The organism is Streptomyces sp. NPDC002870 (genome assembly GCF_042888505.1).
Taxonomy (GTDB): domain Bacteria; phylum Actinomycetota; class Actinomycetes; order Streptomycetales; family Streptomycetaceae; genus Streptomyces.
Window position 1 is genome coordinate 22,602 of record NZ_JBIAPW010000051.1, and the last position, 26,744, is coordinate 49,345.

Annotated in this window: 27 protein-coding genes; 10 read left to right on the plus strand and 17 right to left on the minus strand. The window is 71.3% G+C overall.

From position 1 onward, the window contains the following. Positions 1–88 precede the first annotated feature (88 nt). Complete coding sequence (locus ACFYWY_RS35960; protein WP_389194992.1) at positions 89–1,366, plus strand: thymidine phosphorylase; 1,278 nt, start codon at positions 89–91, stop codon at positions 1,364–1,366. A 154-nt stretch (positions 1,367–1,520) separates the two neighbouring features. Next, positions 1,521–1,913 carry an STAS domain-containing protein gene (locus ACFYWY_RS35965; protein ID WP_389194994.1) on the plus strand — a complete coding sequence of 131 codons (393 nt, stop codon included), beginning with the start codon at positions 1,521–1,523 and terminating at the stop codon, positions 1,911–1,913. A gap of 14 nt (positions 1,914–1,927) precedes the next feature. Here ACFYWY_RS35965 and ACFYWY_RS35970 read toward each other — a convergent pair whose 3' ends face one another. From ACFYWY_RS35970 to ACFYWY_RS35980, 3 genes are all read right to left on the minus strand, one after another. Continuing rightward, positions 1,928–2,917 carry a sigma-70 family RNA polymerase sigma factor gene (locus ACFYWY_RS35970; protein WP_389194997.1) on the minus strand — a complete coding sequence of 330 codons (990 nt, stop codon included), beginning with the start codon at positions 2,915–2,917 and terminating at the stop codon, positions 1,928–1,930. A 67-nt stretch (positions 2,918–2,984) separates the two neighbouring features. Further along, positions 2,985–3,653, minus strand: a complete 669-nt coding sequence (locus ACFYWY_RS35975; RefSeq protein ID WP_389195053.1) for a L,D-transpeptidase family protein — start codon at positions 3,651–3,653, stop codon at positions 2,985–2,987. A 158-nt stretch (positions 3,654–3,811) separates the two neighbouring features. Then, on the minus strand, positions 3,812–5,080 hold the full coding sequence (locus ACFYWY_RS35980) for an MFS transporter (protein ID WP_389195000.1): 1,269 nt from the start codon (positions 5,078–5,080) through the stop codon (positions 3,812–3,814). 62 nt (positions 5,081–5,142) lie between these two features. On the opposite strand from ACFYWY_RS35980, the gene ACFYWY_RS35985 reads away from it, so the two are divergent. Continuing rightward, complete coding sequence (locus tag ACFYWY_RS35985) at positions 5,143–6,105, plus strand: LysR family transcriptional regulator (RefSeq protein ID WP_389195002.1); 963 nt, start codon at positions 5,143–5,145, stop codon at positions 6,103–6,105. A 35-nt stretch (positions 6,106–6,140) separates the two neighbouring features. On the opposite strand, the gene ACFYWY_RS35990 is transcribed toward ACFYWY_RS35985, so the two are convergent. Continuing rightward, positions 6,141–6,821: an alpha/beta hydrolase gene (locus tag ACFYWY_RS35990; protein ID WP_389195056.1), complete on the minus strand. Its 681-nt coding sequence runs from the start codon at positions 6,819–6,821 to the stop codon at positions 6,141–6,143. A gap of 295 nt (positions 6,822–7,116) precedes the next feature. Between ACFYWY_RS35990 and ACFYWY_RS35995 the strand changes: the two genes are divergently transcribed. Next, positions 7,117–8,271, plus strand: a complete 1,155-nt coding sequence (locus ACFYWY_RS35995) for an adenosine deaminase (RefSeq protein WP_389195005.1) — start codon at positions 7,117–7,119, stop codon at positions 8,269–8,271. A 125-nt stretch (positions 8,272–8,396) separates the two neighbouring features. Further along, on the plus strand, positions 8,397–8,813 hold the full coding sequence (locus ACFYWY_RS36000; RefSeq protein WP_389195008.1) for an ATP-binding protein: 417 nt from the start codon (positions 8,397–8,399) through the stop codon (positions 8,811–8,813). A gap of 266 nt (positions 8,814–9,079) precedes the next feature. Here the strand turns inward: ACFYWY_RS36000 and ACFYWY_RS36005 are convergent, their stop codons facing one another. From ACFYWY_RS36005 to afsQ1, 5 genes are all read right to left on the minus strand, one after another. Then, positions 9,080–9,280 (minus strand): PspC domain-containing protein, encoded by a 201-nt coding sequence (locus ACFYWY_RS36005; protein WP_389195010.1) that lies wholly within the window; start codon positions 9,278–9,280, stop codon positions 9,080–9,082. Between the two features lie 94 nt (positions 9,281–9,374). Beyond that, positions 9,375–9,944, minus strand: a complete 570-nt coding sequence (locus tag ACFYWY_RS36010) for a VanZ family protein (RefSeq protein ID WP_389195013.1) — start codon at positions 9,942–9,944, stop codon at positions 9,375–9,377. A gap of 111 nt (positions 9,945–10,055) precedes the next feature. After that, positions 10,056–10,697, minus strand: coding sequence for a hypothetical protein (locus tag ACFYWY_RS36015; protein WP_389195016.1), 642 nt, complete (start codon positions 10,695–10,697; stop codon positions 10,056–10,058). Beyond that, complete coding sequence (locus ACFYWY_RS36020) at positions 10,694–12,262, minus strand: ATP-binding protein (RefSeq protein WP_389195019.1); 1,569 nt, start codon at positions 12,260–12,262, stop codon at positions 10,694–10,696. The genes ACFYWY_RS36015 and ACFYWY_RS36020 overlap by 4 nt, the downstream gene beginning before the upstream one ends. 43 nt (positions 12,263–12,305) lie before the next feature. Then, on the minus strand, positions 12,306–12,983 hold the full coding sequence (gene afsQ1, locus ACFYWY_RS36025; RefSeq protein WP_175257369.1) for a two-component system response regulator AfsQ1: 678 nt from the start codon (positions 12,981–12,983) through the stop codon (positions 12,306–12,308). A gap of 239 nt (positions 12,984–13,222) precedes the next feature. On the opposite strand from afsQ1, the gene ACFYWY_RS36030 reads away from it, so the two are divergent. Then, entirely contained in the window at positions 13,223–13,972 is a 750-nt protein-coding gene (locus ACFYWY_RS36030) for a SigE family RNA polymerase sigma factor (protein WP_389195022.1), read from the plus strand. Between the two features lie 354 nt (positions 13,973–14,326). On the opposite strand, the gene ACFYWY_RS36035 is transcribed toward ACFYWY_RS36030, so the two are convergent. Continuing rightward, on the minus strand, positions 14,327–14,968 hold the full coding sequence (locus ACFYWY_RS36035; RefSeq protein ID WP_389195025.1) for a uridine kinase: 642 nt from the start codon (positions 14,966–14,968) through the stop codon (positions 14,327–14,329). 120 nt (positions 14,969–15,088) lie between these two features. On the opposite strand from ACFYWY_RS36035, the gene ACFYWY_RS36040 reads away from it, so the two are divergent. Continuing rightward, positions 15,089–15,493, plus strand: a complete 405-nt coding sequence (locus ACFYWY_RS36040; RefSeq protein WP_389195028.1) for a hypothetical protein — start codon at positions 15,089–15,091, stop codon at positions 15,491–15,493. 79 nt (positions 15,494–15,572) lie between these two features. Here ACFYWY_RS36040 and ACFYWY_RS36045 read toward each other — a convergent pair whose 3' ends face one another. From ACFYWY_RS36045 to deoC, 3 genes are read right to left on the minus strand one after another with little or no spacing between them, the layout of a single operon-like run. Beyond that, positions 15,573–16,493 (minus strand): aldehyde dehydrogenase family protein, encoded by a 921-nt coding sequence (locus tag ACFYWY_RS36045; RefSeq protein ID WP_389195031.1) that lies wholly within the window; start codon positions 16,491–16,493, stop codon positions 15,573–15,575. After that, positions 16,486–17,931: an aldehyde dehydrogenase family protein gene (locus ACFYWY_RS36050; protein ID WP_389195034.1), complete on the minus strand. Its 1,446-nt coding sequence runs from the start codon at positions 17,929–17,931 to the stop codon at positions 16,486–16,488. Before ACFYWY_RS36050 ends, ACFYWY_RS36045 begins: the two co-directional genes overlap by 8 nt. Before the next feature lie 6 nt (positions 17,932–17,937). Beyond that, the gene (gene deoC, locus ACFYWY_RS36055; protein WP_389195059.1) at positions 17,938–18,882 is read right to left on the minus strand and encodes a deoxyribose-phosphate aldolase; all 945 of its coding nucleotides are present in this window, start codon (positions 18,880–18,882) and stop codon (positions 17,938–17,940) included. 137 nt (positions 18,883–19,019) lie between these two features. On the opposite strand from deoC, the gene ACFYWY_RS36060 reads away from it, so the two are divergent. Continuing rightward, positions 19,020–19,655 carry a PH domain-containing protein gene (locus tag ACFYWY_RS36060; protein ID WP_389195037.1) on the plus strand — a complete coding sequence of 212 codons (636 nt, stop codon included), beginning with the start codon at positions 19,020–19,022 and terminating at the stop codon, positions 19,653–19,655. Positions 19,656–19,771: 116 nt separating this feature from the next. Here ACFYWY_RS36060 and ACFYWY_RS36065 read toward each other — a convergent pair whose 3' ends face one another. The 3 genes from ACFYWY_RS36065 to ACFYWY_RS36075 all read right to left on the minus strand — a co-directional run bounded on the left by ACFYWY_RS36065 (position 19,772) and on the right by ACFYWY_RS36075 (position 23,019). Further along, positions 19,772–21,466, minus strand: coding sequence for a phospho-sugar mutase (locus tag ACFYWY_RS36065; RefSeq protein ID WP_389195039.1), 1,695 nt, complete (start codon positions 21,464–21,466; stop codon positions 19,772–19,774). Positions 21,467–21,649: 183 nt separating this feature from the next. Continuing rightward, positions 21,650–22,480 (minus strand): purine-nucleoside phosphorylase, encoded by an 831-nt coding sequence (locus ACFYWY_RS36070; RefSeq protein ID WP_389195041.1) that lies wholly within the window; start codon positions 22,478–22,480, stop codon positions 21,650–21,652. A gap of 101 nt (positions 22,481–22,581) precedes the next feature. Beyond that, positions 22,582–23,019 (minus strand): gamma-glutamylcyclotransferase, encoded by a 438-nt coding sequence (locus ACFYWY_RS36075; protein WP_142214025.1) that lies wholly within the window; start codon positions 23,017–23,019, stop codon positions 22,582–22,584. A gap of 153 nt (positions 23,020–23,172) precedes the next feature. Between ACFYWY_RS36075 and ACFYWY_RS36080 the strand changes: the two genes are divergently transcribed. Beyond that, positions 23,173–24,621 (plus strand): NAD(P)H-quinone dehydrogenase, encoded by a 1,449-nt coding sequence (locus ACFYWY_RS36080; protein WP_389195045.1) that lies wholly within the window; start codon positions 23,173–23,175, stop codon positions 24,619–24,621. A 191-nt stretch (positions 24,622–24,812) separates the two neighbouring features. Continuing rightward, positions 24,813–25,739 carry a DeoR/GlpR family DNA-binding transcription regulator gene (locus tag ACFYWY_RS36085; RefSeq protein WP_389195061.1) on the plus strand — a complete coding sequence of 309 codons (927 nt, stop codon included), beginning with the start codon at positions 24,813–24,815 and terminating at the stop codon, positions 25,737–25,739. A 135-nt stretch (positions 25,740–25,874) separates the two neighbouring features. Here ACFYWY_RS36085 and ACFYWY_RS36090 read toward each other — a convergent pair whose 3' ends face one another. Then, complete coding sequence (locus ACFYWY_RS36090) at positions 25,875–26,477, minus strand: TetR/AcrR family transcriptional regulator (RefSeq protein ID WP_389195048.1); 603 nt, start codon at positions 26,475–26,477, stop codon at positions 25,875–25,877. Positions 26,478–26,744: the final 267 nt, after the last annotated feature.

The following is a 26,744-nucleotide window of genomic DNA, read 5'->3' on the forward strand; positions in this document are numbered from 1 at the left end:
CCGGCGGGAGGCCGCATTCCCTACTCTCTATGCGTGTAGAGGCGTGTAGAGCGCACACCGCGCGTACAGCGCACACTGGAGGACTCCCATGGACGCCATCTCCGTCATCCGCACCAAGCGGGACCGCGGCGAGCTGAGCCCCGAGCAGATCGACTGGGTCATCGACGCGTACACCCGCGGCGAGGTCGCCGACGAGCAGATGTCGTCGCTGGCGATGGCGATCCTGCTGAACGGCATGAACCGTACGGAGATCGCCCGCTGGACTGCCGCGATGATCGCCTCCGGTGAGCGCATGAATTTCGACGCGCTGTCCCGCCCCACCGCCGACAAGCACTCCACCGGCGGGGTCGGCGACAAGATCACGCTGCCGCTCGCGCCCGTGGTGGCCGCGTGCGGCGCCGCCGTACCGCAGCTGTCCGGACGCGGCCTCGGCCACACCGGCGGCACCCTCGACAAGCTGGAGTCCATCCCCGGCTGGCGCGCGCTGCTGTCCAACGAGGAGATGCTGAACGTCCTGGAATCCACCGGCGCCGTGATCTGCGCGGCGGGCGACGGACTCGCCCCGGCGGACAAGAAGCTGTACGCGCTGCGCGATGTCACCGGCACCGTCGAGGCGATCCCGCTCATCGCCTCGTCGATCATGTCCAAGAAGATCGCCGAGGGCACCGGCTCGCTGGTCCTGGACGTCAAGGTCGGCACCGGCGCGTTCATGAAGACCATCGAGGACGCCCGCGAACTGGCCTCCACCATGGTCGCGTTGGGCACCGACAGCGGTGTGAAGACCGTCGCGCTGCTCACCGACATGTCCACCCCGCTCGGCCTCACCGCCGGCAACGCGCTCGAGGTCCGCGAGTCCGTCGAGGTGCTGGCCGGCGGCGGCCCCCAGGACGTCATCGACCTCACCGTGGCTCTCGCCCAGGAGATGCTCGCCGCGGCCGGTATCAAGGACGCCGACCCGGCGAAGGCACTCGCCGACGGCTCCGCCATGGACGTCTGGCGTCGCATGATCGCGGCACAGGGCGGAGACCCGGACGCCGAGCTCCCCGTCGCCCGCGAGCAGCACGTGATTACCGCACCCTCGTCGGGTGTCCTCACCAGCCTCGACGCCTATGGCGTCGGCGTCGCCGCCTGGCGGCTCGGCGCGGGCCGTGCCCGCAAGGAGGACCCGGTCCAGGCGGGCGCCGGCATTGAGATCCATGCCAAGCCCGGCGAGCCGGTGACCGCGGGCCAGCGACTGCTGACCCTGCACACGGACACCCCGGAGAAGTTCGAATACGCCCTGGAGTCCCTGGAGGGCGCGTACGACATCGCCCCGTCGGCCACCGAGTTCACCCCGAACCCGATCGTGCTGGAGCGCATCGCCTGACGCGGCTCCCCGACGGGCGGGCCGATGAGAATCGGCCTGCCGCGCGGTCCACAGAGCAGGGACATGTCTGCCACCGCGACCGGACGGGACGTGAGCCATGAGCCGCAGACTGGGTACGGCGATGAGTTCCGCCCGCAGGGGCAGTCTGCTCCGTGTGGACGCTGCACAACCGATCGTCGTGCGCATCGCCGGGAGGGTGACCCCGGCCGATGTGCCGCGGCTGTGCGAGGAGTTGAGCGCGCAGCTCAGGGGCGCCGACGCGGCGGACGCGACCGGCGCCGCCCCGGCGACCGGCGATATCGCGGCGACCCGCGCGACCGGCGCTGTCCCGGCGACCCGCGCGACCGAGGCGATCTGCGACGTCGGCGAGCTGACCCACCCCAATCTGGCCGCCGTCGACGCGCTCGCCCGGCTGCAGCTCACCGCACGGCGGCTGGGGTGCCGGATCCGGCTGCGGAACGCCGGGCATGAGCTGCTGTCGCTGCTGGACCTGGTCGGGCTCGTCGGTCTCGTCGGCGCCGGCTTAGGCCCCGAACCTCCTCCGTAGGCCCGCTCCTCCTCCTACGCGCCGTCCTTGTCGAGCCGCGTCGGCAGGTCGAACAGCGGGAACCAGCGCTTGGTGTCCAGGAAGAAGTCCATCCCGCCGATCATGCCGTCCCTGATCTCCAGGACGATGAGCGCCCACGGCGTGAAGCCGTCGCCGTCCTCGGCCGGGTGGTAGTGGGCGAAGGCCGGCGAGCCGTTCGCCACGGTCGGAAGCAGCTTCGAGCCGCGGCAGACCTCGCCGACGCCGAGCATCCAGCCCACTATGTCGTCATGGCCGCGCAGCCACAGGTCGTACGGCGGCATCGACATCGTCGCGTCCTCGTGCAGCAACGCGGTCAGCGCCTTCATGTCGTAGCCCTCGAAGGCCGAGACATAGCGCTCCAGGAGCTTTTGCTGCTCGTCGTCGAGTGGGTCGGCCGAATCGGTCGAGGCCGGGTCCGATTCGGCGAGCGTCGCCCGCGCCCTCTGCAACGCGCTGTTGACCGAGGCGACCGTGGTGCCGAGCAGCTCGGCCACCTCGCTCGCTTTCCAGGCCAGCACCTCGCGCAGGATCAGGACCGCACGCTGCTTGGGCGGCAGATGCTGCAGCGCGGCGACGAACGCCAACCGGATGGTCTCCCGCTCCACCGCCGTCTCCGCCGGGTCGGCGGACGACGGCAGCACCCGCCCGTCCGGCACCGGCTCCAGCCAGGTGATCTCCGGGCGGGAGGTGAGCTGTGCCTGGGCCACCGGCGTGGCGGCCGTGAGGTCCATCGGGCGGGCCCGGCGGTTGCTGGCATGGAGCATGTCCAGACAGACGTTCGTCGCGATGCGGTAGAGCCATGACCGCAGCGACGACCGCCCCTCGAACTTCTCGAAGTTCCGCCAGGCCCGCACCATGGTGTCCTGGACGGCGTCCTCCGCCTCGAAGGCCGAGCCCAGCATGCGGTAGCAGTAGCCGGTCAGCTCCCGTCGGTACTGCTCCAGTCTGGATTCCAGGTCCTGCGTCGCTGCCAGATCACTCATCGGGTCCACCCCTGTCGCCCTTGGCACCAGCCGTTCGGAACCTACAGGAGGGGACTGACAATGCGGATCAGGTTCCGGGCTTGCGCCCGTAGACGTAGACGTCGTCGCCGTTCTTCAGCAGATTCCAGTATGCCTTCGCGTCCGTGGGGCGCATATTGACGCAACCGCCGGAGCCGGGCGGGTTGTACATCGACTTCGTGGTGGAGTGGAAGGCCTGGCCGCGGTCGAAGAACTGCGAATACGGCATCCGCACGTTGTAGAGCGTCGACCAGTGGTTGATGCTGCGCCAGTAGATCTTCTTCGCGCCGGTCCGGGTCTCGGTGCCGTTCTTGCCCGTACGCACCGGCACCGGGCCGTATTTGAGATGCCTGCCGTCCTGGATCCAGGTCAGCTGGCGGGTCAGGTCGACGCACGCGATCCGGCCCTTGTTGGTCGGGCACTTGCCCGCCTTGTTCGGGGTCTTTCCTGCCGCCCGCTGCGCGAGCATCGTGCTCATGGTGCGCCACGTCACCGGCCCCGCGTAGCCGATGGTCGGGGTTATCCCGTGCTTGGCCTGGAAGGCGCGGATGGCCTTGCAGTCGGCAGCCGACTGCTTCCCGTCCACCGGGCGTCCCAGGAACTTCTCGACCTGCTTCTGGTACGGCCCCGTGGACGTCGTGCACGACGCGGCGTGCGCGGTCCCGCTGCCCAGTGCCACGGTCAGCGGGACCACCAGGCCGGTCAGTCCGAGCACGATGCCCGCCCGCCCACGTATGCCGCGCGTCCCTCTTGTCCCTCTTGTCCCGCCTGTGTCTGCCACAGCCACCAACTCCCCTTTGTGCACTACGCGATTGCGATCGCTCAGTGTTTGACGCTCGCCGGGGAGCAGGAGTTGCACGGATTCGGTACGGAATCTCAGTGGCGGGCCGACGCCAGGACCAGGCGGTGCTCGGCCCTGGCGACCCGCGTCCCGTACAGCGTGATCGATACGACGCCGAGGACCGCGAGCAGGCCCAGCACGACCGTGCCTGCCCAGCCGCCGGAGTGGAAGGCGACCGCGCCGAGCGTGCCGCCCGCGCTGCTGCCGAGGTAGTACGCCGACTGATAGAGCGCGGAGGCCTGGGCGCGGCCCGTCTTGGCCGTATGGCTCACCGAGGACGAGGCGACCGCATGGCCGGCGAAGAAGCCCGCGGTGATCAGGACCAGGCCGAGCAGGACGGCGGGCAGCGACTGGGCCAGCGACAGCAGCAGACCGGCCGCGGTGGTGGTGACCGCGAGGTACAGCGCGCCGCGGCGGCCGAGGCGGGCGACGAGCCCGCCGGCCGCGGCGGAGGAGACCGTGCCGACCAGGTAGACCAGGAAGATCGAGCCGACGATGCCCTGGGGGAGGCTGAAGGGGGCCTCGACCAGCCGGTAGCCGATCACCGTGTAGACCGCGCCGAAGACGGTCATGAACAGTGCGCCGATCGCGTACAGCCGCAGCAGCAGCGGGTCGGCGAGATGGCCGCGGACGGTCTTCGCCAGGGCGCGCGGGTTCAGCGAACCGGGCGTGAAATGGCGGGCCTTGGGGAGCATCGCGCGGAAGACCAGCGCGCACACCACCGCCATGATGCCGACCGCGGCGAGCGCCGCGCGCCAGCCCCAGAGCTGGGCCACCCAGCCGGTGACGATCCGGCCGCTCATGCCGCCGATGCTGTTACCCGCCACGAACAGACCGATCGCGGCGACCAGGGCCTTGGGCCGCACCTCCTCCGCGAGAAACGCCATCGCCGACGCCGGGAGCCCGGCGAGCGCCGCGCCCTGCACGGCGCGCAGCGCCACCAGCCACTCAAGGCTCGGCGCGAACGGCACCAGCAGCCCGATCACGACGGCGACCACGAGCGAGGCGGTCATCACGGTGCGTCTCCCGTACCGCTCGGAGAGGGCGCTCAGCGGCAGTACGAACAGGGCCAGCGCGCCCGTCGCAGCGGAGACCGTCCAGCTGGCGGCGCTCGCGCTCACGCCGAAGTCGGCGGAGACGGCGGGCAGCAGCGCCTGGGTGGAGTAGAGGAGGGCGAAGGTGGCGACGCCGGCGGCGAAGAGCGCGAAGCTCATGCGGCGGTAGCCGGGGGAGGAGGGGGCGAGGCGGTCGTCGGAGTCGGCGCCCGCGGCTGTGGCGGGCGCCTTGGTACTTGCAGGAGGCATGCATCGAACGTAAGGCCTGGTATTTCATGCGTCCAATGCATGGAATGGCGATAATCGTTCCCATGGCGCATCAATACAGCTCACAGCCGCGGCTGTCACCGAGTAGTTACGAAGAATACGTAAAGGACACAGCGCTGATGCTCGCTCCGCGCCTGGCGTACTTCGCCGGGGTGGCCCGCCAGGAGCATGTGACGCGTGCGGCGCAGGAGATGGGCGTCCCGCAGTCGACGCTGTCGCGGGCGATCGTGCGGCTCGAGGAGGATCTCGGGGTGGTGCTGTTCGCCCGCAAGGGCCGTACGGTGTCGCTGACCCCGGCCGGCCGGACCTTCCTCACCTCCGTGGAGCGGGCGCTCGCGGAGGTGGAGCGGGCGGCGGAGTCGGTACGGGCGGACGCGGATCCGGGGGCGGGGAAGGTGGCCTTCGGCTTTCTGCACACCATGGGCTCGGAGACCGTGCCGGGGCTGATCCGCGCGTTCCGGGCGGACCACCCGCGTATTCGCTTCACCCTCGTCCAGAACTACGGCGAGGCGATGATCGAGCGCCTGCGCGCCGGCGACCTCGACCTCTGTCTGACCTCGCCGGTCCCGGACGCGCCCGACCTGGTCGCCCGCCGCCTGGACGAGCAGCGGCTGCGCCTCGTCGTGCCGGACGACCACCGTCTCGCTTCCCGCAAGCGGATCCGCCTCGCGGAGGCGGCGGACGAAACCTTCGTCACCCTCGAACCCGGCTACGGACTCCGGCGGATCACCGACGACCTGTGTGCGCAGGCGGGCTTCACGCCACGCGTGGCTTTCGAGGGCGAGGAGGCGGAAACCCTGCGCGGCCTGGTCGCAGCGGGCCTGGGCGTGGCCCTGCTTCCACCGCCGGCGGTGGCGCGTCCGGGCGTGGTCGAACTGACGGTGACGGCCCCGCGCGCGGTCCGCGAAATCGGTGTCGCGTGGCTGGGCGGCCATCCGGACACGGCCCCGGTGGCGGAGTTCAAACGCTTCCTGCTGTCACGCCGGGGCCACCTGCTGCCGGACTGACCCCGGCCGGACCGACCCCGGCCGGGCTCACCCCGCTACGGCCGCAGCGACCGCCCGAAACCTCCCGCCAGCGGCATCCGCAGGCCCAGCGGCGGCGGGGCGGCGAGCGCGTCCGCCACCGGGCGGGCGTAGGCGCGCGCGAACAGTGCGCCGAGGACGAAGTCCGAAGCCAGGGCCTGGACTTCGCCCTGGTGCTCGCGCAGTGCGTGGCCGTCCGAGTGGACCTCGAAGCGGCAGGTGTCGCGGTTCGTCCTCTTCGCCCGCTCCGCCAGCCGGTAGGACAGTTCCGGGTCCGTACGCGCGTCGTTCGTGCCGTGCACGATCAGGACGTGGCGTCCCGCCAGCTGCTTCACCGGCTCCGGGGCGGCGGCCACATCGTCCTCCGGCAGCCAAGGCGCCAGCGCCAGTATGGAGTTGACCGCCGGATGGCCCGCCGCGTGGAGTGCCGCGCGGCCCCCCATGCCATGGCCCGCCAGGCAGACGGGGACGTCGCCGTAGCGGCGTACGACCTCCTCCACCGCCCAGGTCGCGTCCGCCGCGAGATGAGCGTCCGGGCCGTTCCAGCCGCGGCAGCGGTAGTGGACCGCGTGCACGAACAGGCCGTCGGCGCGGCCCGCCCTGGCCAGCGAGCGGCCGAGCGGCAGCGCCGCGGCGTACGACAGCGGTGAGGGCCTGCGTGCCGACTCCGGTTCGCCGTCCGGCAGCAGTAGCACCACCCCGCCCACGGCGGAGTCCGCTCCCAGCGCGCGACCGCCGACCGCACGGCCGAGACGAGCGCGCGGCGGTGTCCGGCTCGCGCGCGCTCCCCTTGCCACGGTCGCCTCGCGGCGCGTGTCCGCTCCTCCGGCCGCCTCGGCCGGACGCCCCCACCTCAGCGACAGTGCGTGGTGTGCCATGGCAGAACAGTCTCAGAAGTGCAGGTGTACTCCACCCGTCCGCACGGTCACTGTTACGTATCGACAGGGGGTGCGAGGGGGCGCTCTCTACGCGCGTAGGGGCTAGAGTGCGCAGATGACGAGCCAGACCCTCACCACGCCCACCGCGGACCAGATCCGCCGCGCTCCGAAGGTGCTCCTCCACGACCACCTCGACGGCGGGCTGCGTCCGGGCACGATCATCGAAATCGCCCGCGAAACGGGCTATGACTCCCTTCCCGAGCACGAGCCCGACAAGCTAGGCATCTGGTTCCACGAGGCGGCCGACTCCGGCTCGCTGGAGCGCTACCTGGAGACCTTCGCGCACACCTGCGCCGTCATGCAGACGCGTGACGCGCTCTTCCGGGTCGCCGCCGAGTGCGCGGAGGACCTCGCAGAGGACGGCGTCGTCTACGCCGAGGTGCGGTACGCCCCCGAGCAGCACCTGGAGGCGGGACTCACCCTCGAAGAGGTCGTCGAAGCCGTCAACGAGGGCTTCCGCGAGGGCGAGCGGCGGGCGCGCGCGAGCGGCCACCGCATCCGCGTCGGCGCCCTGCTGACCGCGATGCGGCACGCCGCCCGCGCCCTGGAGATCGCCGAACTCGCCAACCGCTACCGCGACTCCGGCGTCGCCGGCTTCGACATCGCCGGCGCCGAGGCGGGCTTCCCGCCCACCCGCCACCTCGACGCCTTCGAGTACATGAAGAGGGAGAACAACCACTTCACGATTCACGCGGGCGAGGCCTTCGGGCTGCCGTCGATCTGGCAGGCGCTCCAGTGGTGCGGCGCGGACCGCCTCGGGCACGGGGTGCGGATCATCGACGACATCGAGGTCGCCGACGACGGCACCGTGAGGCTCGGGCGGCTCGCCGCCTACGTACGGGACAAGCGCATCCCGCTGGAGCTCTGCCCGACCTCCAATCTGCAGACCGGTGCGGCCGCCTCGTACGCCGAACACCCCATCGGGCTGCTGCGCAGACTGCACTTCAGGGCCACGGTCAACACCGACAACCGGCTGATGAGCGGCACCAGCATGAGCCGCGAATTCGAGCTGCTGACCGAGACTTTCGGATACACGCTCGACGACATGCAGTGGTTCACCGTCAATGCGATGAAGTCGGCGTTCATTCCTTTCGATGAACGACTGGCGATGATCAACGACGTGATCAAGCCGGGATACGCCGAATTGAAGTCCGAATGGCTGTTCCGGCAGACCGCCACGACCAGCGACTCTTCCCACGGTGAGAGCTGATTCTTGATGTGCCGAAGCGGCCGGGATCGTCAACACTCGGCCGCTTCGTGGTGTTTGCGGCCGCTGTGCGGGGCTGGCTAGCTTGCAGAGCCGCTCAATACTCCCGTCCCAAGGACTCATCACTGATGAAGCAGTCTGCTGCCAAGACTCTCGGTGTCGCCGCTCTCGGCGCCGCCTTCGCCGCTGCCGCCGCGGGCACTGCCTCCGCCGCGCCGGCCGCGCTCCCCGACTCCGCCGCCTCGCTGGACACGGTCACCAGCATCCTGCCGGTCCAGGACGCCGTCACGACGCTCCCGGCCGCCCCCGAGTCGCTGGCGGGCGGTCAGCAGGCGCTCATCGGGAACGCGACCACGCTGCCGGCCGCCGTCCAGGGGGCCGCCGCCAAGGCGCTGCCGACGACCGACCAGGCCGATCCGGTCACCAGCCTGCTCGGCGGCCTCCCGGTCGGCGGCGCGACCGGTGGTCTGCCCGGCGGACTGGCGGGCGGCCTGCCTGGCGGACTGGCGGGCGGTCTGCCCGGTGGTCTGCCCGGCCTCGGCTGACGTCGTCCGGCGTCGCCTGACGTACGCCGAACAAGTGGGGGGGGGCCCCCCCCCCGGGGGGGGGGGCCCCCCGCGGCGGGGGGGGGGGGGGCCGGCGGGGGGGGGGGGGGGGGGGGGGGCCGGGGGGGGGGGGCGCGCCCCCCCCGCCCCCCCCCCCGCCCCCCCCCGCGCCCCCCCCCCCCCCCCCCCCCCCCCCCCCCCCCCCCCCCCCCCCCCCCCCCCCCCCCCCCACTCTGCTCGTGACGGGAGGGACCGCCGGGGATGAACTACCAGGCGGTGCCGGCGGTCTTCTCCGACGGCAGCAGTATCCACAGCGCCAGGTAGAGCAGGAACTGCGGCCCGGGCAGCAGACACGAGACGACGAAGATCACACGCATCGTGGTCGCGGAGGTGCCGAAGCGCCGCGCCAGCGCCGTGCACACTCCACCGATCATGCGTCCGTCTCGGGGGCGGGCAATTGCGGCCATGGTGGGCTCCTTCGCGAGAACCGTTCGTGGGAGCAGCTTCGTCGTGCTCCCGATGACTCCATGGTGGCCGAGCGAAGGGGGTCAAAGCGTCGCTCTACGGTGCGATCCCGACCCTGGGAATCGTCGGGGTCGCCCCCTGAGACGCCTCATCCCGCAGCAGGGCCCCGCGGCTCTGCCGGGAGGAGCCCGTGGCCGCGCGCTCCCGCCTGCGACGGAGGCGGGCCCGTCCCGCGGGCACCACCACCAGATGGGCCAGGGTCACCCCGGCCGTGTTCAGCAGCAGCGAGTCCACGTCGAGCACCCGGCCGGGCACCCCCGTCTGCAGCAGCTCGATGCTGAGCGACAGCAGGGCTCCGGTCGCGACAGTGCGGGCCAGCGAGGCCACGGGAGAGACCGCGAGGCGGCCGCCCGCCATCGGCAGCAGTATGCCGAGGGGGGCCAGCAGCAGCAGTCCTTCGCCGATCCGGCGCGCGGCCTGAACGGGACCCAGCGCCACATCCGCCCTTATCCCGGCGAACGGCTCGAGATTCGTGGCCGTCACCCACACCACGTCCAGCGGGCGCAGCGTCAGCCATGCGACGAGCAGCAGATGCGCGAGGAGGAGGATGACCCCCGCCGCGCGGAAGCGGATGGCGGCACTGCCGGCCGGACCTTGACGCTGCACGCCCCCCAAGACGCATGCTGCGCGCGAATCGGTTCCGCGAGGTTCCAAAGAGGAACCCGACCGGCCCAGCGGGAGGCGTACGACGACTACGACGAGGCGTACGTGGGCGCCCTACGACGAGGGGAGCGGGCCGAGGGTCGGCACGGTCTCGTCGGGCCGCTCCTTGGTCCCGGCGGAACACTGGTACGCCCGCGGCGCGTACTCCCCGGGCCCGCCCAGCAGCACCGAGCCGCCCGTGGCGGCCGTCCTGTTCTCCGCGAAGGTGCAGACGATCTGGGCGAGCGCCGCCGTCGCAAGGTCCTCCGGCTGACGGTTCAGCCGCAGCGTGCCCGCGGGATCGCCCTTGCGGGGCCCGCTCAGCGTCAGAGGCCCGCGTACGTATGTGGCGAAGCCCGCCTCGTGCTCCGGCGACGACGGCTCCTCCTGGAGCTCGTCGAGGAGCGCCTGCGCGACCTGCACGCGGCTGTCGGCGGCCTTCCCCTCGGCGATCTGGGCCGTACGGTCCACTGACTCCAGCTGCGATGCGCAGACCAGGTAGACCCGGACCGGGACACCCTGCGGCTGCGCCTGCGGGGTGATGTTCTCGTCGGTCACCTCACAGGGCACCCGCGAGGGCGCGGGGCCCGCGTCGACCGGCACCTGGGTGGGCCTGATCCCGCAGCCGCCGAGCACCACGGCGGTCGTGAGTGCGGCCAGAGTGGCTGCCGTCCACCGGGTACGGGCGCCGGTGCGGGTACGGCCATGAGGCGTCACTGCGCGTCTCCCTCTCCCCGACCACGGCCGCGCTCGTCGCCGCCGTCCGAGTCCGCATCCGGGTCCGTATCCTCGTCGCTGTCCTTCAGCGACGAGGCGTCGCGCGGAAGCCGCAGTACGAACACCGCGCCGTCGCCGTCCGCGGAGTTGGCCGCGGTGATGTCGCCGCCGTGGATGTGCGCGTTCTCCATCGCGATCGACAGCCCCAGACCGCTGCCCTCGGATCGCGGCCGAGAGGCGCTCGCCTTGTAGAACCGGTCGAAGACATGTGGCAGTACGTCCTCGGGGATGCCGGGGCCGTGGTCCCGTACCTCGATCAGCAGCTCGTGGTCGATCGGTCGTACCGACACCCGTACCGGCGAACCGCCGTGCTTGAGCGCGTTGCCGATCAGGTTCGCCAGAATCACGTCGAGCCGGCGCGGATCGAGCCGAGCCATGATCCCGCGCTCGGCGTCCAGCTCCACCGCGTCCAGCCAGGCGCGTGCGTCGATGCAGGCGGTGACCTGGTCGGCGACGTCGACCGTGTCCACCACGAGCCTGGCGGTGCCCGCGTCGAAGCGGGTGACCTCCATCAGGTTCTCGACGAGGTCGCCGAGCCGCCGGGTCTCGCTCACCACCAGGTTCACGGCGGGCGCGATCATCGGGTCGAGGCTGTCGGCCTCGTCCTCCAGCACCTCGGTGACGGCGGTGAGCGCGGTCAGCGGGGTGCGCAGCTCGTGCGACATGTCGGCGACGAAGCGGCGGCTGGACTCCTCCCGCGCGCTCATGTCCGCGACCTTCTTCTCCAGCGACTCCGCCGTCTTGTTGAACGTCCTTGCCAGCTCGGCGAGTTCGTCCGTGCCGGAGACCCGCAGCCGGGTGTCGAGCTTGCCCTCGCCGAGTCTGCGGGCCGCCTCGCCGAGGCGGTGCACGGGCTTGAGCACGGTGGTTGCCGCGGCCTGCGCGAGCAGCGCGGAGCCGACGAGTGCGAGCGTGGTGGCGATCCCCAGCGACCAGGCGAGCGAGTTGAGGTCCTGGCGCTCCTGGTCCAGCGACTTGAACAGATAGCCGGTCGGACCGCCGCCGACGATCCGCGTGCCGCCGACGAGGTAGGGCTTGCCGCCGCGCTCGGTGCGCTGCCAGTAGAGGTGGTACGGGACGGAGTTGCCCGCGCCGACGCCCTGCCGCTCGTTCACCGCCTCCTGCAGCTTGTCCGGCACGTCGCCGAGCGTGAAACTGTCCGGGTCCGAGGCGCCGACGACCGGCTTGCCCTGCGCCCGCTCGCCGATGAGCAGCACGCTGTAGCCGGAGTTGCCGCCGGCCATCCGCTCGGCGGTCTTCTGCAGCTCGTTCTGCGAGGGCCGCAGCGGCAGCGCGGCGGCCCGGTTCTGCATCTCCTGGCGGAAGTCGTCGAGCGCCGAGTCCTGCGTACGGGTCAGCACGGCTTCGCGGTTGAGCCAGTACGCGATGCCCGACGCGGACACGGCGGCGGTCAGCGCGACCAGGGCGAAGACGACGACGAGACGCAGCCGCAGGCTCGTCCAGCGAAGTCCGGCGAGAATCGCGCGCTTTGCGGCACCGCTCACCGAGGGGTTCCGTTCCTGTGGGCAGTCAGCGTGTGCACATGTCTCACTGCGGGACGTCCAACCGGTAGCCCACGCCACGTACCGTACGGATCAGGGTCGGTGAGGACGGCACGTCCTCCACCTTCGCCCGCAGCCGCTGCACACACGCGTCGACCAGCCGCGAGTCGCCGAGGTAGTCGTGCTCCCACACCAGCCGCAGCAGCTGCTGCCGCGACAGGGCCTGCCCGGGCCTGCGGCTCAGCTCCAGCAGCAGCCGCAGCTCGGTCGGCGTGAGCTGCAGGTCCTCGCCGTTCTTGGTGACCGTCATGGCGGAGCGGTCGATGACCAGCGAGCCGAAGGTCGCAGAGTCGGTGGACTCCCGCTCGCCGCGCCGCAGCACCGCGCGGATCCGGGCATCCAGCACACGGCCCTGCACGGGCTTGACGACGTAGTCGTCAGCGCCCGACTCCAGCCCCACGACCACATCGATGTCGTCGCTGCGCGCGGTCAGCAGAATGATCGGCAGCTGGTCGGTGCGCCTGATCCGGCGGCACACCTCGAAACCGTCGATCCCGGGCAGCATCACATCCAGCACGATCAGGTCAGGCCGCTGCTCGCGCAGCAGTTTCAGGCCGTCCTCGCCCGTCGCCGCGGTGGCCACTCGGTGGCCCTGGCGTGACAGCGAGAGTTCGAGGGCCGTGCGGATGGCGTCGTCGTCCTCGATCAGCAACAGGAAAGGCACGGAGGTCATTCTGGCCCATGGGGGCGCCGGAGTTCGACCGTTGGGGCCCTCTCACACGACTCCTCCCCTTGTGGGAGGCGCTTCGAGCGCTTCGGGACGAGTGGGGAAGGGGTCCCGGAAGGGTCCCCGAGGGCCCCTGTGACAGGTCTGTGACAGTCGAAGGACAACGCCATGAAACTGCCCGGGCAAGCTTCTTGGCACACGGACGGAAGCTGACTCCACTCGACGGGGGGCGCGAGATGAACGCACTGCACAGCACCAACTCAAGCGCAGTTGTCACGCGTCTCCACGACGTCGTGAGGAGCACGGAGAAGTCCGGCGCGGTGAACGGGCGGGGGTGCGTTCGCGGCGCCGGGCGTCAGCACAAGCCGTCGTACATGACGGTGGTTGACGCGACCGTGGGGGGAAGCGGGGCCGCGTACGGGGAGGCCACGGGGGAGCGGACGAGCCTTTCGGAGACTGTGAATGCCGAAGCGGCGTTCACCGCCTACGTGCAGGAACGCCGCGCCTCCCTGTACGCGACCGCGTACCACCTGACCGGTGACCGGTTCGAGGCGGAGGATCTGCTCCAGAGCGCGCTGTTCTCGACGTACCGGGCCTGGGACAGGATCAGCGACAAGGCGGCGGTCGGGGGCTATCTGCGCCGCACGATGACCAACCTGCACATCAGCGCCTGGCGCCGGCGCAAGCTCAACGAGTACCCCACGGAGGAGCTGCCGGAGACGGCGAGCGACACCGACGCGATGCGGGGTACGGAGCTGCGCGCGGTGCTCTGGCAGGCGCTGGCCAGGCTTCCCGAGCTCCAGCGCACGATGCTGGTCCTTCGCTACTACGAGGGCCGCACCGACCCGGAGATCGCGGAGATCCTGGACATCAGTGTCGGCACGGTGAAGTCGAGCATCTGGCGGTCGCTCCGCCGGCTGCGTGAGGACGAGGTCCTCAGCTTCGGCCGTGACGAGGAAGAGTCCTTCGGCGAGCTGGTGGCCTGAGGGCAACGGGGGAACGGGGCCGCCGTTTCGGGGGAGACGGCGGGATCGGGGGGACCACGGGGTCACGGGGGATCACGGGGTCACGGGGGTCACGGGGGCCCACGGGGGAGAAAGAAGCGGGACCGGACAGGCCGGGGGGTCTTGTCCGGCCCCGCTGCGTTTTGCGCCTGAACCGGCGCCGCTTTCGCGGAGGCGGCCGCTCGGCGTGGGGGTTGCTCAATGGCTGCCTGCGGTGCCTGCAGGCGTTCACCTCCGCCTGCCGCGCTGTTGCACGGCGCGCAGGTGCCCGCCACGGCGGGCGTGGGGGGTACCTCGTGCCCCACCATCAAGGGCGGGTGGGTAGGAACGACTCCGTTACGCCAACGTCCGCGCCGCGGGCGACCTGCGGCAGCGGCCGGCGGCCGCAGCCGCCAGTCGGCCCAGGGCCTCCTCCTTGCCGCAGGGGTGAGCTCCCAGGCTGGTCTGGCGGGCCACGATGCCGCGCTCCGCGCGCATCAGGCGCCAGCCGCGGCGGAGCAAAAAGCCGACCGACTTGCGGCCCTCGCGCAGGTCCCGGGCCAGCCGGCGGCGGAACGTCGTCGACGGGCGGCCGCGCAGGCACAGTGCGTCCGCCAGCACGTCCAGTTCCTGGCAGCGCTCGACGATGTCCGCCGCGAAGATGCCCTCCGCCACGAACAGCGGCGTGCGGTCGATGGCGAACGCCTCCGTGCCGACGCGTGCGCTCGTGGCGATGTCGTACACGGGGACGGTCGTACGTCCCGCACGGCACAGCTCCGCGATCGCCGCCACCGCCGCATCCGCGTCCCAGGACCCCGGGGAGTCCCAGTCGGTGTCCGTACTGCCCGTGACGAGCGGCAGCGTCGGGTCGCCGGCCTCTTTGTAGAAGTCGTCGAGGCGCAGCACCGGCAGGCCGGTACGGGCGGCGAGGGACGACTTTCCGGAGCCTGAGGGGCCCGCGAGCAAGACGACGCGGGTCGGGATGGGTTGGGAACTCACGGGAGACAAGTGTGCGGCATTGACCCGGGCAGGGGACCCCCCGGGTCAGCGGTTGGTGCCGGGAGTGACATCTCAACTACTCTGCGCACTCACGCGATTACTCACGTAGGCAGGAATCCCATGGCTCGTCATGCAGCTTCGAACAACCAGCGGCGCGCTCTGCTGCGCGTCGGCCTGACCGTCGCCGCGGCGGGTGCGGCGGCCATCGGCGCGGGCGGTGCGGCGGCGCAGGCAGCCCCCGTGCTGCCGTTGGGCGCACCCCTGGCGTCCGGGCAGTCGGCGGACGACCTCCTCGTGCCGGCCGGCGTCGAGCACGCGCTGCCGGGCGCGCTGGCGCCGGTCAAGAGCCTTCAGCTCGACCCGCTGGCGAACAGCGGCGTCGACCCGCTGGACAACGCCGTGGGCACGCAGATCGCCGACTTCAAACCGGTGAGCACCGCGATGGTGACGGACCCGGTGACCAGGGGCGGCGCGCTGCAGGACCTGCCGCTGGTGGGGCAGGCGACGGCGCTGCTCCCGGGCTGAGCCGCGCGCACGGAAGAGCCCCCTGCCGCCGGACGGGACGGCAGGGGGCTCGGTCATGGGGCCGGGAGAGCCCGGGCGGTCAGTACGCCGAACCGGACGCGCCGAGCGAGCCGGTCGGGTGCCAGACCGTCTTCGTCTCCAGGAAGGCCGTCAGGCGGTGCGTGCCCGGGTCGGCCGAGAAATCCACAGGCTGTGGACGGAGAACCCGCTTGAGGTTGTCCGCCGCCGCGATTTCGAGTTCGCGGGCCAGATCGGCGTCCGCGCCCGTCAGGTCGATCGCGTTGACGTCCTGATGCGCGGCCAGCGGGGTCGCGATCTCGGCGGTCCTGCCCGACAGGACGTTGACCACGCCGCCCGGCAGGTCCGAAGTGGCCAGCACCTCGCCCAGGGAGAGGGCGGGGAGCGGGGACTTCTCGCTCGCGACGACGATCGCCGTATTGCCCGTGGCGATCACCGGGGCGAGCACCGAGACCAGGCCCAGGAAGGACGACTCCTGGGGCGCGACGACGGTGACCACGCCCGTCGGCTCGGGGGTGGAGAGGTTGAAGAACGGGCCCGCCACCGGGTTCGCCCCGCCCACGACCTGGCCGATCTTGTCCGTCCAGCCCGCGTACCAGACCCAGCGGTCGATCGCCGCGTCCACGACCGCGGCCGCCTTCGACTTGGACAGGCCCTCGGCGGCCGCGACTTCGGCGGTGAACTGCTCGCGGCGGCCCTCCAGCATCTCCGCGATGCGGTAGAGGATCTGGCCGCGGTTGTACGCGGTCGCACCCGACCAGCCGCCGAACGCCTTGCGGGCCGCGACGACCGCGTCACGCGCGTCCTTGCGCGAGGACAGCGGGGCGTTCGCCAGCCACTTGCCCTTGCCCTTGCCCGCCGCGCCGGTGGCTGATGTTTTCGCCGTCACCTCGTACACCCGGCCGCTCTCGGAGCGGGGGAACTTGCCCCCTACGTACAGCTTGTAGGTCTTGAAGACGCTGAGACGAGTCACATCAGACATCGAGGTAGGCCTCCAGACCGTGCCGGCCGCCCTCGCGGCCGAAGCCCGACTCCTTGTAGCCGCCGAAGGGCGAGGTCGGGTCGAACTTGTTGAACGTGTTGGCCCACACCACACCCGCACGGAGCTTGCCGGCGACCGCGAGGATGCGGGAGCCCTTCTCCGTCCAGATTCCGGCGGACAGGCCGTACTGGCTGTTGTTGGCCTTGGCGACCGCCTCGTCCGGCGTACGGAACGACAGCACCGACAGCACCGGGCCGAAGATCTCGTCGCGCGCGATCCGGTGCGCCTGGGTGACATTCGTGAACAGCGTCGGCGCGAACCAGTAGCCCGAACTCGGCAGCTCGCACGCGGGCGACCAGCGCTCTGCGCCCTCCGCCTCGCCCGTCTCGGTCAGCGCCTTGATACGGGCGAGCTGCTCGGCGGAGTTGATCGCGCCGATGTCGGTGTTCTTGTCCAGCGGGTCGCCGAGGCGCAGCGTGGAGAGACGGCGCTTGAGCGAGTCGAGCAGCTCGTCCTGGACCGACTCCTGGACCAGCAGGCGCGAGCCCGCGCAGCAGACCTGGCCCTGATTGAAGAAGATGCCGGTGACGATGCCCTCGACGGCCTGGTCGATGGGGGCGTCGTCGAAGACGATGTTCGCGCCCTTGCCGCCGAGTTCGAGGGTGACCTTCTTGTCGGTGCCCGCGATCTGGCGGGCGATGGCCTTGCCGACGGCGGTCGAGCCGGTGAAGGCGACCTTGTTGACGTCGGGGTGCTCGACGAGCGCGGCACCCGTGTCGCCGTATCCCGGAAGGATGTTGACGACGCCCTTCGGCAGTCCCGCCTGGCGGCAGATGTCCGCGAAGAAGAGGGCGGAGAGCGGAGTCGTCTCGGCCGGCTTCAGCACCACGGTGTTGCCGGTGGCGAGCGCCGGGGCGATCTTCCACGCGAGCATCAGCAGCGGGAAGTTCCACGGGATGACCTGGCCGGCGACGCCGAGCGGGCGCGGGTCGGGTCCGTACCCGGCGTGGCCGAGCTTGTCGGCCCAGCCCGCGTAGTAGAAGAAGTGCGCGGCGACGAGGGGGAGGTCCGCGTCGCGGGTCTCCTTGATCGGCTTGCCGTTGTCGAGGGTCTCCAGGACGGCCAGCTCGCGCGAACGCTCCTGGATGATCCGCGCGATGCGGAACAGGTACTTGGCGCGCTCCGCGCCGGGCAGGGCCGACCACTTCTCGAACGCCTTGCGGGCCGCCTTCACGGCGCGGTCCACGTCCTCGACGCCGGCCTGGGCGACCTCGGAGAGAACTTCCTCGGTGGACGGGGAGACCGTCTTGAAGACCCTGCCGTCCGCGGCGTCGGTGAACTCGCCGTCGATGAAGAGGCCGTACGACGGGGCGATGTCGACGATCGACCGCAATTCGGGGGCGGGTGCGTACTCAAAAGTCTGCTTGGCCATGGTCATGGGGTTTCAGTCCACCGTCACGTAGTCGGGGCCGGAGTAGCGGCCGGTCGCCAGCTTCTGACGCTGCATCAGCAGGTCGTTCAGCAGGCTCGACGCGCCGAAGCGGAACCAGTGGTTGTCCAGCCAGTCCTCGCCGACGGTCTCGTTGACCAGGACGAGGAACTTGATGGCGTCCTTGGTGGTACGGATGCCGCCCGCGGGCTTCACGCCGATCTGGACGCCGGTCTGCGCGCGGAAGTCGCGTACGGCCTCCAGCATCAGGAGCGTGTTGGCCGGGGTGGCGTTGACCGCGACCTTGCCGGTCGAGGTCTTGATGAAGTCCGCGCCGGCCAGCATGCCGAGCCAGGAGGCGCGGCGGATGTTGTCGTACGTGGAGAGCTCGCCGGTCTCGAAGATGACCTTCAGCCGGGCCGGGCCCGCGGCCTCCTTCACGGCGCGGATCTCGTCGTACACCTTCAAGTATCGACCCGAGAGGAAGGCTCCCCGGTCGATCACCATGTCGATCTCGTCGGCCCCGGCGGCGACGGCGTCGCGGGTGTCCGCGAGCTTCACGTCGAGCGCGGCGCGGCCGGCCGGGAAGGCGGTGGCGACGGAGGCGACCTTGACCCCGGACCCCTTCAGGGCCTCGGCGGCGACGGCGGCCATGTCGGGGTAGACGCAGACAGCGGCGGTCGCCGGGGTGGTGCGGTCGGTCGGGTCGGGATGGACGGCCTTGGCGGCGAGCGCCCGGACCTTGCCCGGGGTGTCCGCGCCTTCGAGCGTCGTCAGGTCGATCATCGAGATGGCCAGGTCGATGGCGTACGCCTTGGCCGTGGTCTTGATCGAACGCGTACCGAGCCCTGCGGCGCGGGCCTCCAGGCCGACGGCGTCGACGCCGGGCAGACCGTGGAGAAAGCGGCGCAGTGTGCTGTCGGACGCGGTCACGTCAGCGAATGCGGGTGCGATGGGCATGGTCACAAGGGGAGCATATCTACGCGCGTAGCGACCTGTACAGGGGGGTAGGGAAGGAGGTTGCCCGAGAGGACGTGGGCGCCGGGTGTCACCAGGCCAGGGAACCACGGCCGGAGGCGTACGGCAGAATCGGAACCATGACGAGCCCCCAGCAGCCCGCCGAGCCCACCTATGCCGACCGGACCTTCCGGTCGCACACCGCGATGGTGGGCGGAGTGCTGCTGCTCGCGCTCATCGCATGGATCTGCGGGGACGCGCTGATCCGGGGCGAGGGGCGCACACCGTGGCTGGCACTCGCCGCGGCGCTGCTGGCCGTCCCGCTGGTGGCGGCCTTCACACTGCGCCCGGCGGTCTTCGCCAACAACGACCGGCTGCGGATCAGGAACCCCTTCCGGACGATCACGCTGCCCTGGGCGTCGGTCGCGGATGTGCGGGCCGGGTACTCCAGCGAGGCGATCACCCAGGACGGTACGAAGTACCAGCTGTGGGCGGTCCCGGTCTCGCTGCGGCAGCGCAAGCGGGCCGCGCGGCGCCAGATGCAGAACGCGCAGGACGACCCGCACGGGCGGACGTCGGTGAGCGCGGATGTCACCGACTCCAGGGCGCGGCTCGCTCCCGCGGACCAGACGGTCGCGGACCTGCGGGAACTGGCCGAGCGCAACGCCGCGATGCAGGGTGCGCAGGGGGAGCCGCAGATCCGCTGGGCGTACGAGGTCCTCGCGCCGGCGGTGGCCGGGGCGGCACTGCTCACGGTGCTGCTGGCGATCGGCTGACGGTCTTCTGACGTTCGATCAACTGACGGAAAGCCGACGGAACACCATTTCCCGGCCGGTCCGAAGGAGCGGCTGTCGCTGCCTCGGCTCCGTACGAGAATCACCCGTACCGGCGGTCAGATACCGGCTGCCGCCGCCAGGTCCCGCTTGATCCCCTCCAGGACCTCCGTCGCCCGCTCCCGCGCCGACGCCAGCTCGCTCGCGTCCGCGACCGGCACGACGACCTCCAGGTAGCACTTGAGCTTCGGCTCGGTGCCGCTCGGGCGGACGATGACCCGGGCCTTGAACTCGCCGTCGAGGTAGTACCGCAGGCCGTCCGTGGGCGGCAGCTTGTCCGTGCCCCGGTTCAGGTCCTCGGCGACGGCGACCCGCAGCCCGGCGAGCACGGCCGGCGGCTGCTCGCGCAGCGCGCGCATCGCGTTCGCGATGATGCTCAGGTCCTCGACCCGCACCGACAGCTGGTCGGTGGCGTGCAGTCCGTGCTCGACGGCGAGGTCGTCGAGCAGATCGGTGAGGGTGCGGTCCTGCTCCTTGAGCTCCGAGGCGAGCTCGGTGACGAGGAGGGCCGCGGTGATGCCGTCCTTGTCGCGTACGCCGTCGGGGTCGACGCAGTAGCCGAGCGCCTCCTCGTAGCCGTACCGCAGGCCCTCCACGCGGGCGATCCATTTGAAGCCGGTCAGCGTCTCCTCGTACGGGAGCCCAGCCGCGTCCGCGATCCGCCCGAGCAGGGACGAGGACACGATGGACTCGGCGAAGGCGCTGTTCCTGTCCTGCGAAGACACCCCCTTGTGGACGAGGTGCTCGGCGAGGAGCGCGCCGACCTCGTCGCCGCGGAGCATCCTCCAGTCCGCGCCTTCGGGGACGGCGACGGCGCAGCGGTCCGCGTCGGGGTCATTGGCGACGACGATGTCCGGCTGGACCCGGCGGGCGGTCTCGAAGGCGAGATCCATCGCCCCCGGCTCCTCCGGATTGGGGAACGCGACGGTCGGGAAGGCCGGGTCAGGCTCGGCCTGCTCCTGTACGAGGGTGGGCGCGGGGAAACCGGCGCGGGCGAAGGCGGCGGTCAGCACGTCCTTGCCGACGCCGTGCAGGGCGGTGTAGACGACGCGGGCGGTGCGGGGGGAGCCTGCGGTCAGCACGGCGTCCGTACGCTCCAGATAGGCCTCCAGGACCTCCTCGCCGAGGGTGTCCCAGCCGGCCTCGGCACGCGGTACGTCGCCCAGGCTGCGGATCGCCTCGATCTCGGCCGCGATCTCCGCGTCGGCGGGCGGAACGATCTGCGAGCCGTCGCCGAGGTAGACCTTGTAGCCGTTGTCGCGCGGGGGGTTGTGGCTGGCGGTGACCTCGACGCCGGCGGCGGCGCCGAGCTTCCTTATGGCGAAGGCGAGTACGGGCGTGGGCAGCGGGCGCGGCAGCACTGCGGCGCGGAGGCCGGCGCCGACCATGACGGCGGCGGTGTCGCGCGCGAAGTCGGCGGACTTGTACCGGGCGTCGTACCCGATGACGACGAGCCCGTCGCCCTGCCCCTTCGCCTTCAGGTACGCGGCGAGCCCGGCGGCGGCGCGGATGACGACGGCCCGGTTCATCCGCATGGGTCCGGCCCCGAGCTCCCCGCGCAGCCCGGCCGTCCCGAACTGCAGCGTCCCGGCGAACCGTGCGGCGAGCTCGTCGAGATCCTGTGCCTCGATGAGCTTCCCGAGCTCGTCCCGGGTCTCAGCGTCCGGGTCCTCTGCCAGCCACGTCCTGGCCCGCGCGATGAGGTCCTGCTGCACGGTTGGTCCGCCTCTCGTGTGTTTTCTTCGCCCGCCCATTCTCGGCGGGCATCCTCGCGGTGAGGTACTCCCGCCCCCGCGAGTTACCCATAACGGGCCTCGGCGTGCCCGGGGCTCGCCCTGACCGGGCTGCGAAGCTCCCCACGCGGCGGAGCCGCAAATCGGTACAGCGGGGAGGGGCGGGCGGGGGAAACCCCCCGGCCGGCCGCCGAGCCCGCACCCTCAGATGCGGTCCAGCACCCGCGTCAGCAGCTCACCCATCCGCGCCGCCGAGTCCCGCCCCGCCTGCAGCACTTCCTCGTGGTTCAGCGGCTCGCCCGACAGGCCCGCCGCGAGGTTCGTGACCAGGGAGATGCCCAGCACCTCCGCGCCCGCCTCGCGCGCCGCGATCGCCTCGAGGACCGTGGACATGCCCACCAGGTCGCCGCCCATCACGCGGACCATGTTGATCTCGGCCGGCGTCTCGTAGTGCGGGCCGGGGAACTGCACGTACACGCCCTCTTCCAGCGACGCGTCGATCTCCTTGCACAGCGCCCGCAACCGCGGCGAGTACAGGTCCGTCAGGTCCACGAAGTTCGCGCCGACGATCGGCGACGTCGCTGTCAGGTTGATGTGGTCGCTGATCAGCACCGGCTGCCCGGGGCGCATGCCCTCGCGCAGACCGCCGCAGCCGTTCGTCAGGACGACGGTCTTGCAGCCAGCGGCGACCGCCGTGCGCACCCCGTGCGCGACCGCGGCGACACCGCGGCCCTCGTAGTAGTGCGTACGGCCCAGGAAGACCAGCGCCCGCTTCGCGCCGATGCGGTACGAGCGGATCGTGCCGCCGTGGCCCTCGACCGCCGGCGGCGGGAAGCCGGGCAGCTCGGTGACCGGGAACTCGGCCTCGGGCGTACCGAGCGCGTCGACGGCCGGGGCCCAGCCGGAGCCCATCACCAGGGCTACGTCATGCGTCTCGGTGCCGGTCAGCTCACGCAGGCGCGCGGCTGCGGCATCGGCTGCGGCGTGGGGGTCGGCGGTAACGCCGTTGAGGTCCGGATTCACAGATGCGTTCACGCGGACGAGCCTAGCCGGTCATTCCCTACGCGCGTAGATGACGCAGCTCACGGTGTTTGGATCGTTGTCTTGTCGTTTCCGACAAACGGCAGCCGAACGCACTAGCAAGGCCGCTTCCGCAGCTCCATCACATAGTCGTGCGGCGCCCCCGCCGAATCCGCCGCATCCGCGAGCTCGCCCAGATACCGCGCCGACGGCAGCCCGCCCTCGTACCCGTTCAGCACATACACCCAGGCCGGCTCCTCGCCGTCCAGCGTGTCCACCCTGACCCGCATCCGCCGGTAGATGTCCAGGCCGACGCCCTCCCAGCGGTCCATGGAGTCCTCGTCCATCGGGGCGATGTCGTACAGCGCGACGAAGACCTGGGAGCGCGGCGCCTCCACGATCGTGGCCAGCGCCCCTTCCCAGCCCATCTGCTCGCCGCCGAAGGTCAGCCGCCAGCCGTTGAGCCAGCCGGTGCCGCGCAGCGGGGAGTGCGGGGCGCGGCGGGACATCAGCCGCGCGTCGAGGTTGCCGGCGTACGCGGCGTAGAGCGACATGGGATCGAGGGTACGGGAGGGGCACGGGTGGATGCCGTTCGCCGATCGAGGGACCCGGGGCGATGGCACTTGTACCGTGCGGGACAATGGAGGACGTACTGCGTCCCACGGGGCCATCCCCGAACCCGGCAGAACGTAACGAGAGCGCGAGGCGTGACCCCAGTGACCCGGATCGTGATCATCGGCGGCGGACCCGGCGGATACGAGGCGGCCCTGGTGGGCGCCCAGCTCGGCGCGGAGGTGACCGTCGTCGACTGCGACGGCCTCGGCGGGGCGTCGGTGCTGACCGACTGCGTACCTTCCAAGACCCTCATCGCCACGGCCGAGGTGATGACGACCTTCGACTCCTCGCACGAGGAACTGGGCATCATCGTCGCCGACGACACCCCGCCGATGGAGCAGGCCGCCCGGATCGTCGGCGTCGACCTCGGCAAGGTCAACCGACGCGTGAAGCGGCTCGCGCTCGCCCAGTCCCACGACATCACGGCCTCCGTCACCCGGGCCGGCGCGCGCGTGCTGCGCGGCCGCGCTCGGCTGGAGGGCCAGCAGGCGATGGACGGCTCCCGCAAGGTGGTCGTGCGCGCCGCGGACGGCACCGAGGAGACGCTGACCGCCGACGCCGTGCTGATCGCGACCGGCGGCCACCCGCGCGAGATCCCGGACGCCCTCCCCGACGGAGAGCGGATTCTCAACTGGACGCAGGTGTACGACCTGGACGAGCTCCCCGAGGAGCTCATCGTGGTCGGCTCCGGCGTTACGGGTGCGGAGTTCGCCGGCGCGTACCAGGCGCTCGGCTCCCGGGTCACCCTCGTCTCGTCCCGTGACCGCGTGCTGCCCGGCGAGGACCCGGACGCCGCCGCCGTCCTCGAGGACGTCTTCCGCCGCCGCGGCATGAACGTCATGGCCCGCTCCCGCGCCGAGTCCGCCAAGCGCGTCGGCGACCGGGTCGAGGTCACGCTCTCCGACGGCCGGGTCATCTCCGGCTCGCACTGCCTGATGGCGGTCGGCGCGATCCCGAACTCCGCGGGCATGGGCCTGGAGGGGGCCGGGGTCAAGGTCAAGGACTCGGGCCACATCTGGACCGACAAGGTCTCCCGTACGAGCGCCCCCGGCGTGTACGCCGCCGGTGACGTCACCGGCGTCTTCGCGCTCGCATCGGTCGCGGCCATGCAGGGCCGTATCGCGATGTACCACTTCCTGGGCGACGCGGTGCAGCCGCTGAACCTGAAGACCGTCTCGTCGAACGTCTTCACCGACCCCGAGATCGCGACGGTCGGCTACAGCCAGTCGGACGTGGACGCCGGCGTCATCGACGCGCGCTCGGTCAAGCTGCCGCTGCTGCGCAATCCGCGCGCGAAGATGCAGGGCATCCGGGACGGCTTCGTCAAGATCTTCTGCCGGCCGGGTACCGGGATCGTGGTCGGCGGCGTGGTCGTCTCGCCGCGTGCCAGCGAACTGATCCATCCCATCTCGATCGCGGTCGACAACAATCTGACGGTGGAGCAGATCGCAAACGCTTTCACCGTGTACCCGTCTCTGTCGGGGTCGATCGCAGAGGTGGCACGGCAGTTGCACACCCGGAAAATGTCGGGCGAGGCGTGATGCGGGTGTAAACCCGAAGAACCCCGGGCACTCGGCGCGTCCGGCGATCAACTACGGTGCCGCCCATACCACTTGGCGGCCCGGTGTGGGCGCATCTTCTGTTATTCGGCGCATACTGCTGAAAACTATCGGTGGGTCAGGTTACTGTCAGTTTCGTGTTCGCTGCAGAACGTCGCCAACTGATCCTCGAAATGGTGCGCGCCAACGGGGCCGTGTCGCTCCGTGAGCTCGCCCGCGTCGTCCAGACCTCCGAAGTGACCGTACGGCGGGACGTGCGGGCGCTGGAGGCAGAAGGACTCCTCGACCGCCGGCACGGCGGTGCGGTACTGCCGGGCGGTTTCACCCGTGAGTCCGGTTTTCCGCAGAAATCCTTGTCCGCGACCGCGGAGAAGACCGCCATCGCCGATCTCGCCGCGGGCCTCGTCGAAGAGGGCGAGGCCATCGTGGTCGGCGCGGGGACGACGACGCAGGAGCTGGCCCGCCGGCTTGCGCGCGTCCCCGGGCTGACCGTCGTCACCAACTCCCTGCTGGTGGCTCAGGCACTGGCGCACGCCAACCGGGTCGAGGTCGTCATGACCGGGGGGACGTTGCGCGGCTCCAACTACGCGCTGGTGGGCAGCGGCGCGGAGCAGTCCCTGCAGGGGCTGCGGGTGTCCCGTGCCTTCCTCTCCGGGAGCGGGCTGACCGCGGAGCGCGGCCTGTCCACGTCCAACATGCTCTCGGCGAGCGTCGACCGGGCGCTGGTCCAGGCCGCGGCGGAGGTGGTGGTCCTGGCGGACCACACCAAGCTGGGCACCGACACGATGTTCCAGACGGTGCCCACGGACGTGATCACGCGGCTGGTCACCGACGAGCCGCCGACGCACGACGACCGCGCGGCGACGGAGCTCCAGGCGCTGGCGGACCAGGGGGTCCAGATCACGGTGGCCGGACCGGGCGCGGGAGCCGCGGGCGGTGACGGCGTCCCGACGGGGCGCCAGCCCCGCCGGGACGTCCCTCTCCCTGGCCAGCGCCGCACCCGTGGGGGCACTCCTCTGCGTACTGCGGCGGGGTCCCTGGCCCCGGACCAGCCACCCGCGGAACGCGCGGCAAGGGTGGCGGACCTGCGCCGCCGCTGAGGCCCGCGCCCGCGGGTTGCTGCCCGCCCTTGGCGCGAAGTCGCCGACCCAGGGGGTCCGGGGCCGGCCCGGTTGTGGGAAGGGGCGAAATGGGGAAGGGCCCGCCGGCAGCGGCGCCCCCCGGCCCCGAACCCCTCAGCCGCGCGTCTCCTCCTTCAGCCCCCGTAGCGTCAGCATCAGCAGCCGGTCCGCCAACTCCGGGTCTTCCGGGTCCTGCTCCGCCGCCAGGGCGATCGCGTTCGTCAACTGCATCAGGTCCCCGATCGACACATCGGCCCGCACGGCGCCGCTCTCCTGCGCCCGCACCAGCAGCCGTTCGCCCGCCTCGCGCATCGGCACGCTGCACTGTGACAGTGCCGAACTCTTGTCGTGCGAGGCCGACATGAGCGCCCGCGCCAGGCCGCGGTACTCACCCGCATGAGTGATGATGGCGCGCAGCCACTCCACCAGGGCTACGCACGGCTGCTCCGCGCCGGCCAGCTCGCGGGAGCGCTGCAGCAGTGAGGCCAGCGCGTCCTGGAAGACCGCGCTCATCATCGCGTGGCGGTTGGGGAAGTGCCGGTACAGCGTGCCGATGCCCACGCCCGAGCGGCGTGCGATCTCCTCGAGCGCTGCGTCGGTTCCGTGCTCGGCGAAGACGGTACGGGCTTCGGTCAGCAGTCGCTCGTAGTTGCGGCGCGCATCGGCGCGCATCGGCCGGGCCGAACCCGCCGCCGTAGTCCCCGTACTCGCCGCCATCGCGCCGTCCTCCCTGAGTCCACCCCCCGATGTCCCAGCATGCCACCCCGGAATCGGCGGGTCCGGCCTCCGGTCTGCTCAGGGCCCACGCCCTGACACGCGTGTGGGGCCTGCCCGTTCTCACTCGAACGGACAGGCCCCACACGTATGAACACAGCCGGACGGCCGGACGTCAGTCCTTGATCTCGCAGATCATCGCGCCGGACGAGATGGACGCGCCGACCTCGGCCGACAGGCCCTTGATGGTGCCGGAGCGGTGCGCGTTGA

What these genes read in the sequence shown, in the direction of transcription:
- ACFYWY_RS36045 (WP_389195031.1), bottom strand. Translation starts at nt 16,493, where the DNA reads ATGTCTGATGTGACTCGTCTCAGCGTCTTCAAGACCTACAAGCTGTAC.
- ACFYWY_RS36065 (WP_389195039.1), bottom strand. Translation starts at nt 21,466, where the DNA reads ATGGGCGGGCGAAGAAAACACACGAGAGGCGGACCAACCGTGCAGCAG.
- ACFYWY_RS35980 (WP_389195000.1), bottom strand. Translation starts at nt 5,080, where the DNA reads ATGCCTCCTGCAAGTACCAAGGCGCCCGCCACAGCCGCGGGCGCCGAC.
- ACFYWY_RS35985 (WP_389195002.1), top strand. Translation starts at nt 5,143, where the DNA reads ATGGCGCATCAATACAGCTCACAGCCGCGGCTGTCACCGAGTAGTTAC.
- ACFYWY_RS36030 (WP_389195022.1), top strand. Translation starts at nt 13,223, where the DNA reads ATGAACGCACTGCACAGCACCAACTCAAGCGCAGTTGTCACGCGTCTC.
- ACFYWY_RS35960 (WP_389194992.1), top strand. Translation starts at nt 89, where the DNA reads ATGGACGCCATCTCCGTCATCCGCACCAAGCGGGACCGCGGCGAGCTG.
- ACFYWY_RS36090 (WP_389195048.1), bottom strand. Translation starts at nt 26,477, where the DNA reads ATGGCGGCGAGTACGGGGACTACGGCGGCGGGTTCGGCCCGGCCGATG.
- ACFYWY_RS35970 (WP_389194997.1), bottom strand. Translation starts at nt 2,917, where the DNA reads ATGAGTGATCTGGCAGCGACGCAGGACCTGGAATCCAGACTGGAGCAG.
- ACFYWY_RS36040 (WP_389195028.1), top strand. Translation starts at nt 15,089, where the DNA reads ATGGCTCGTCATGCAGCTTCGAACAACCAGCGGCGCGCTCTGCTGCGC.
- ACFYWY_RS36000 (WP_389195008.1), top strand. Translation starts at nt 8,397, where the DNA reads ATGAAGCAGTCTGCTGCCAAGACTCTCGGTGTCGCCGCTCTCGGCGCC.
- ACFYWY_RS36060 (WP_389195037.1), top strand. Translation starts at nt 19,020, where the DNA reads ATGACGAGCCCCCAGCAGCCCGCCGAGCCCACCTATGCCGACCGGACC.
- deoC (WP_389195059.1), bottom strand. Translation starts at nt 18,882, where the DNA reads ATGCCCATCGCACCCGCATTCGCTGACGTGACCGCGTCCGACAGCACA.
- ACFYWY_RS36005 (WP_389195010.1), bottom strand. Translation starts at nt 9,280, where the DNA reads ATGGCCGCAATTGCCCGCCCCCGAGACGGACGCATGATCGGTGGAGTG.
- ACFYWY_RS35995 (WP_389195005.1), top strand. Translation starts at nt 7,117, where the DNA reads ATGACGAGCCAGACCCTCACCACGCCCACCGCGGACCAGATCCGCCGC.
- ACFYWY_RS36050 (WP_389195034.1), bottom strand. Translation starts at nt 17,931, where the DNA reads ATGACCATGGCCAAGCAGACTTTTGAGTACGCACCCGCCCCCGAATTG.
- ACFYWY_RS36075 (WP_142214025.1), bottom strand. Translation starts at nt 23,019, where the DNA reads ATGTCGCTCTACGCCGCGTACGCCGGCAACCTCGACGCGCGGCTGATG.
- ACFYWY_RS36085 (WP_389195061.1), top strand. Translation starts at nt 24,813, where the DNA reads ATGGTGCGCGCCAACGGGGCCGTGTCGCTCCGTGAGCTCGCCCGCGTC.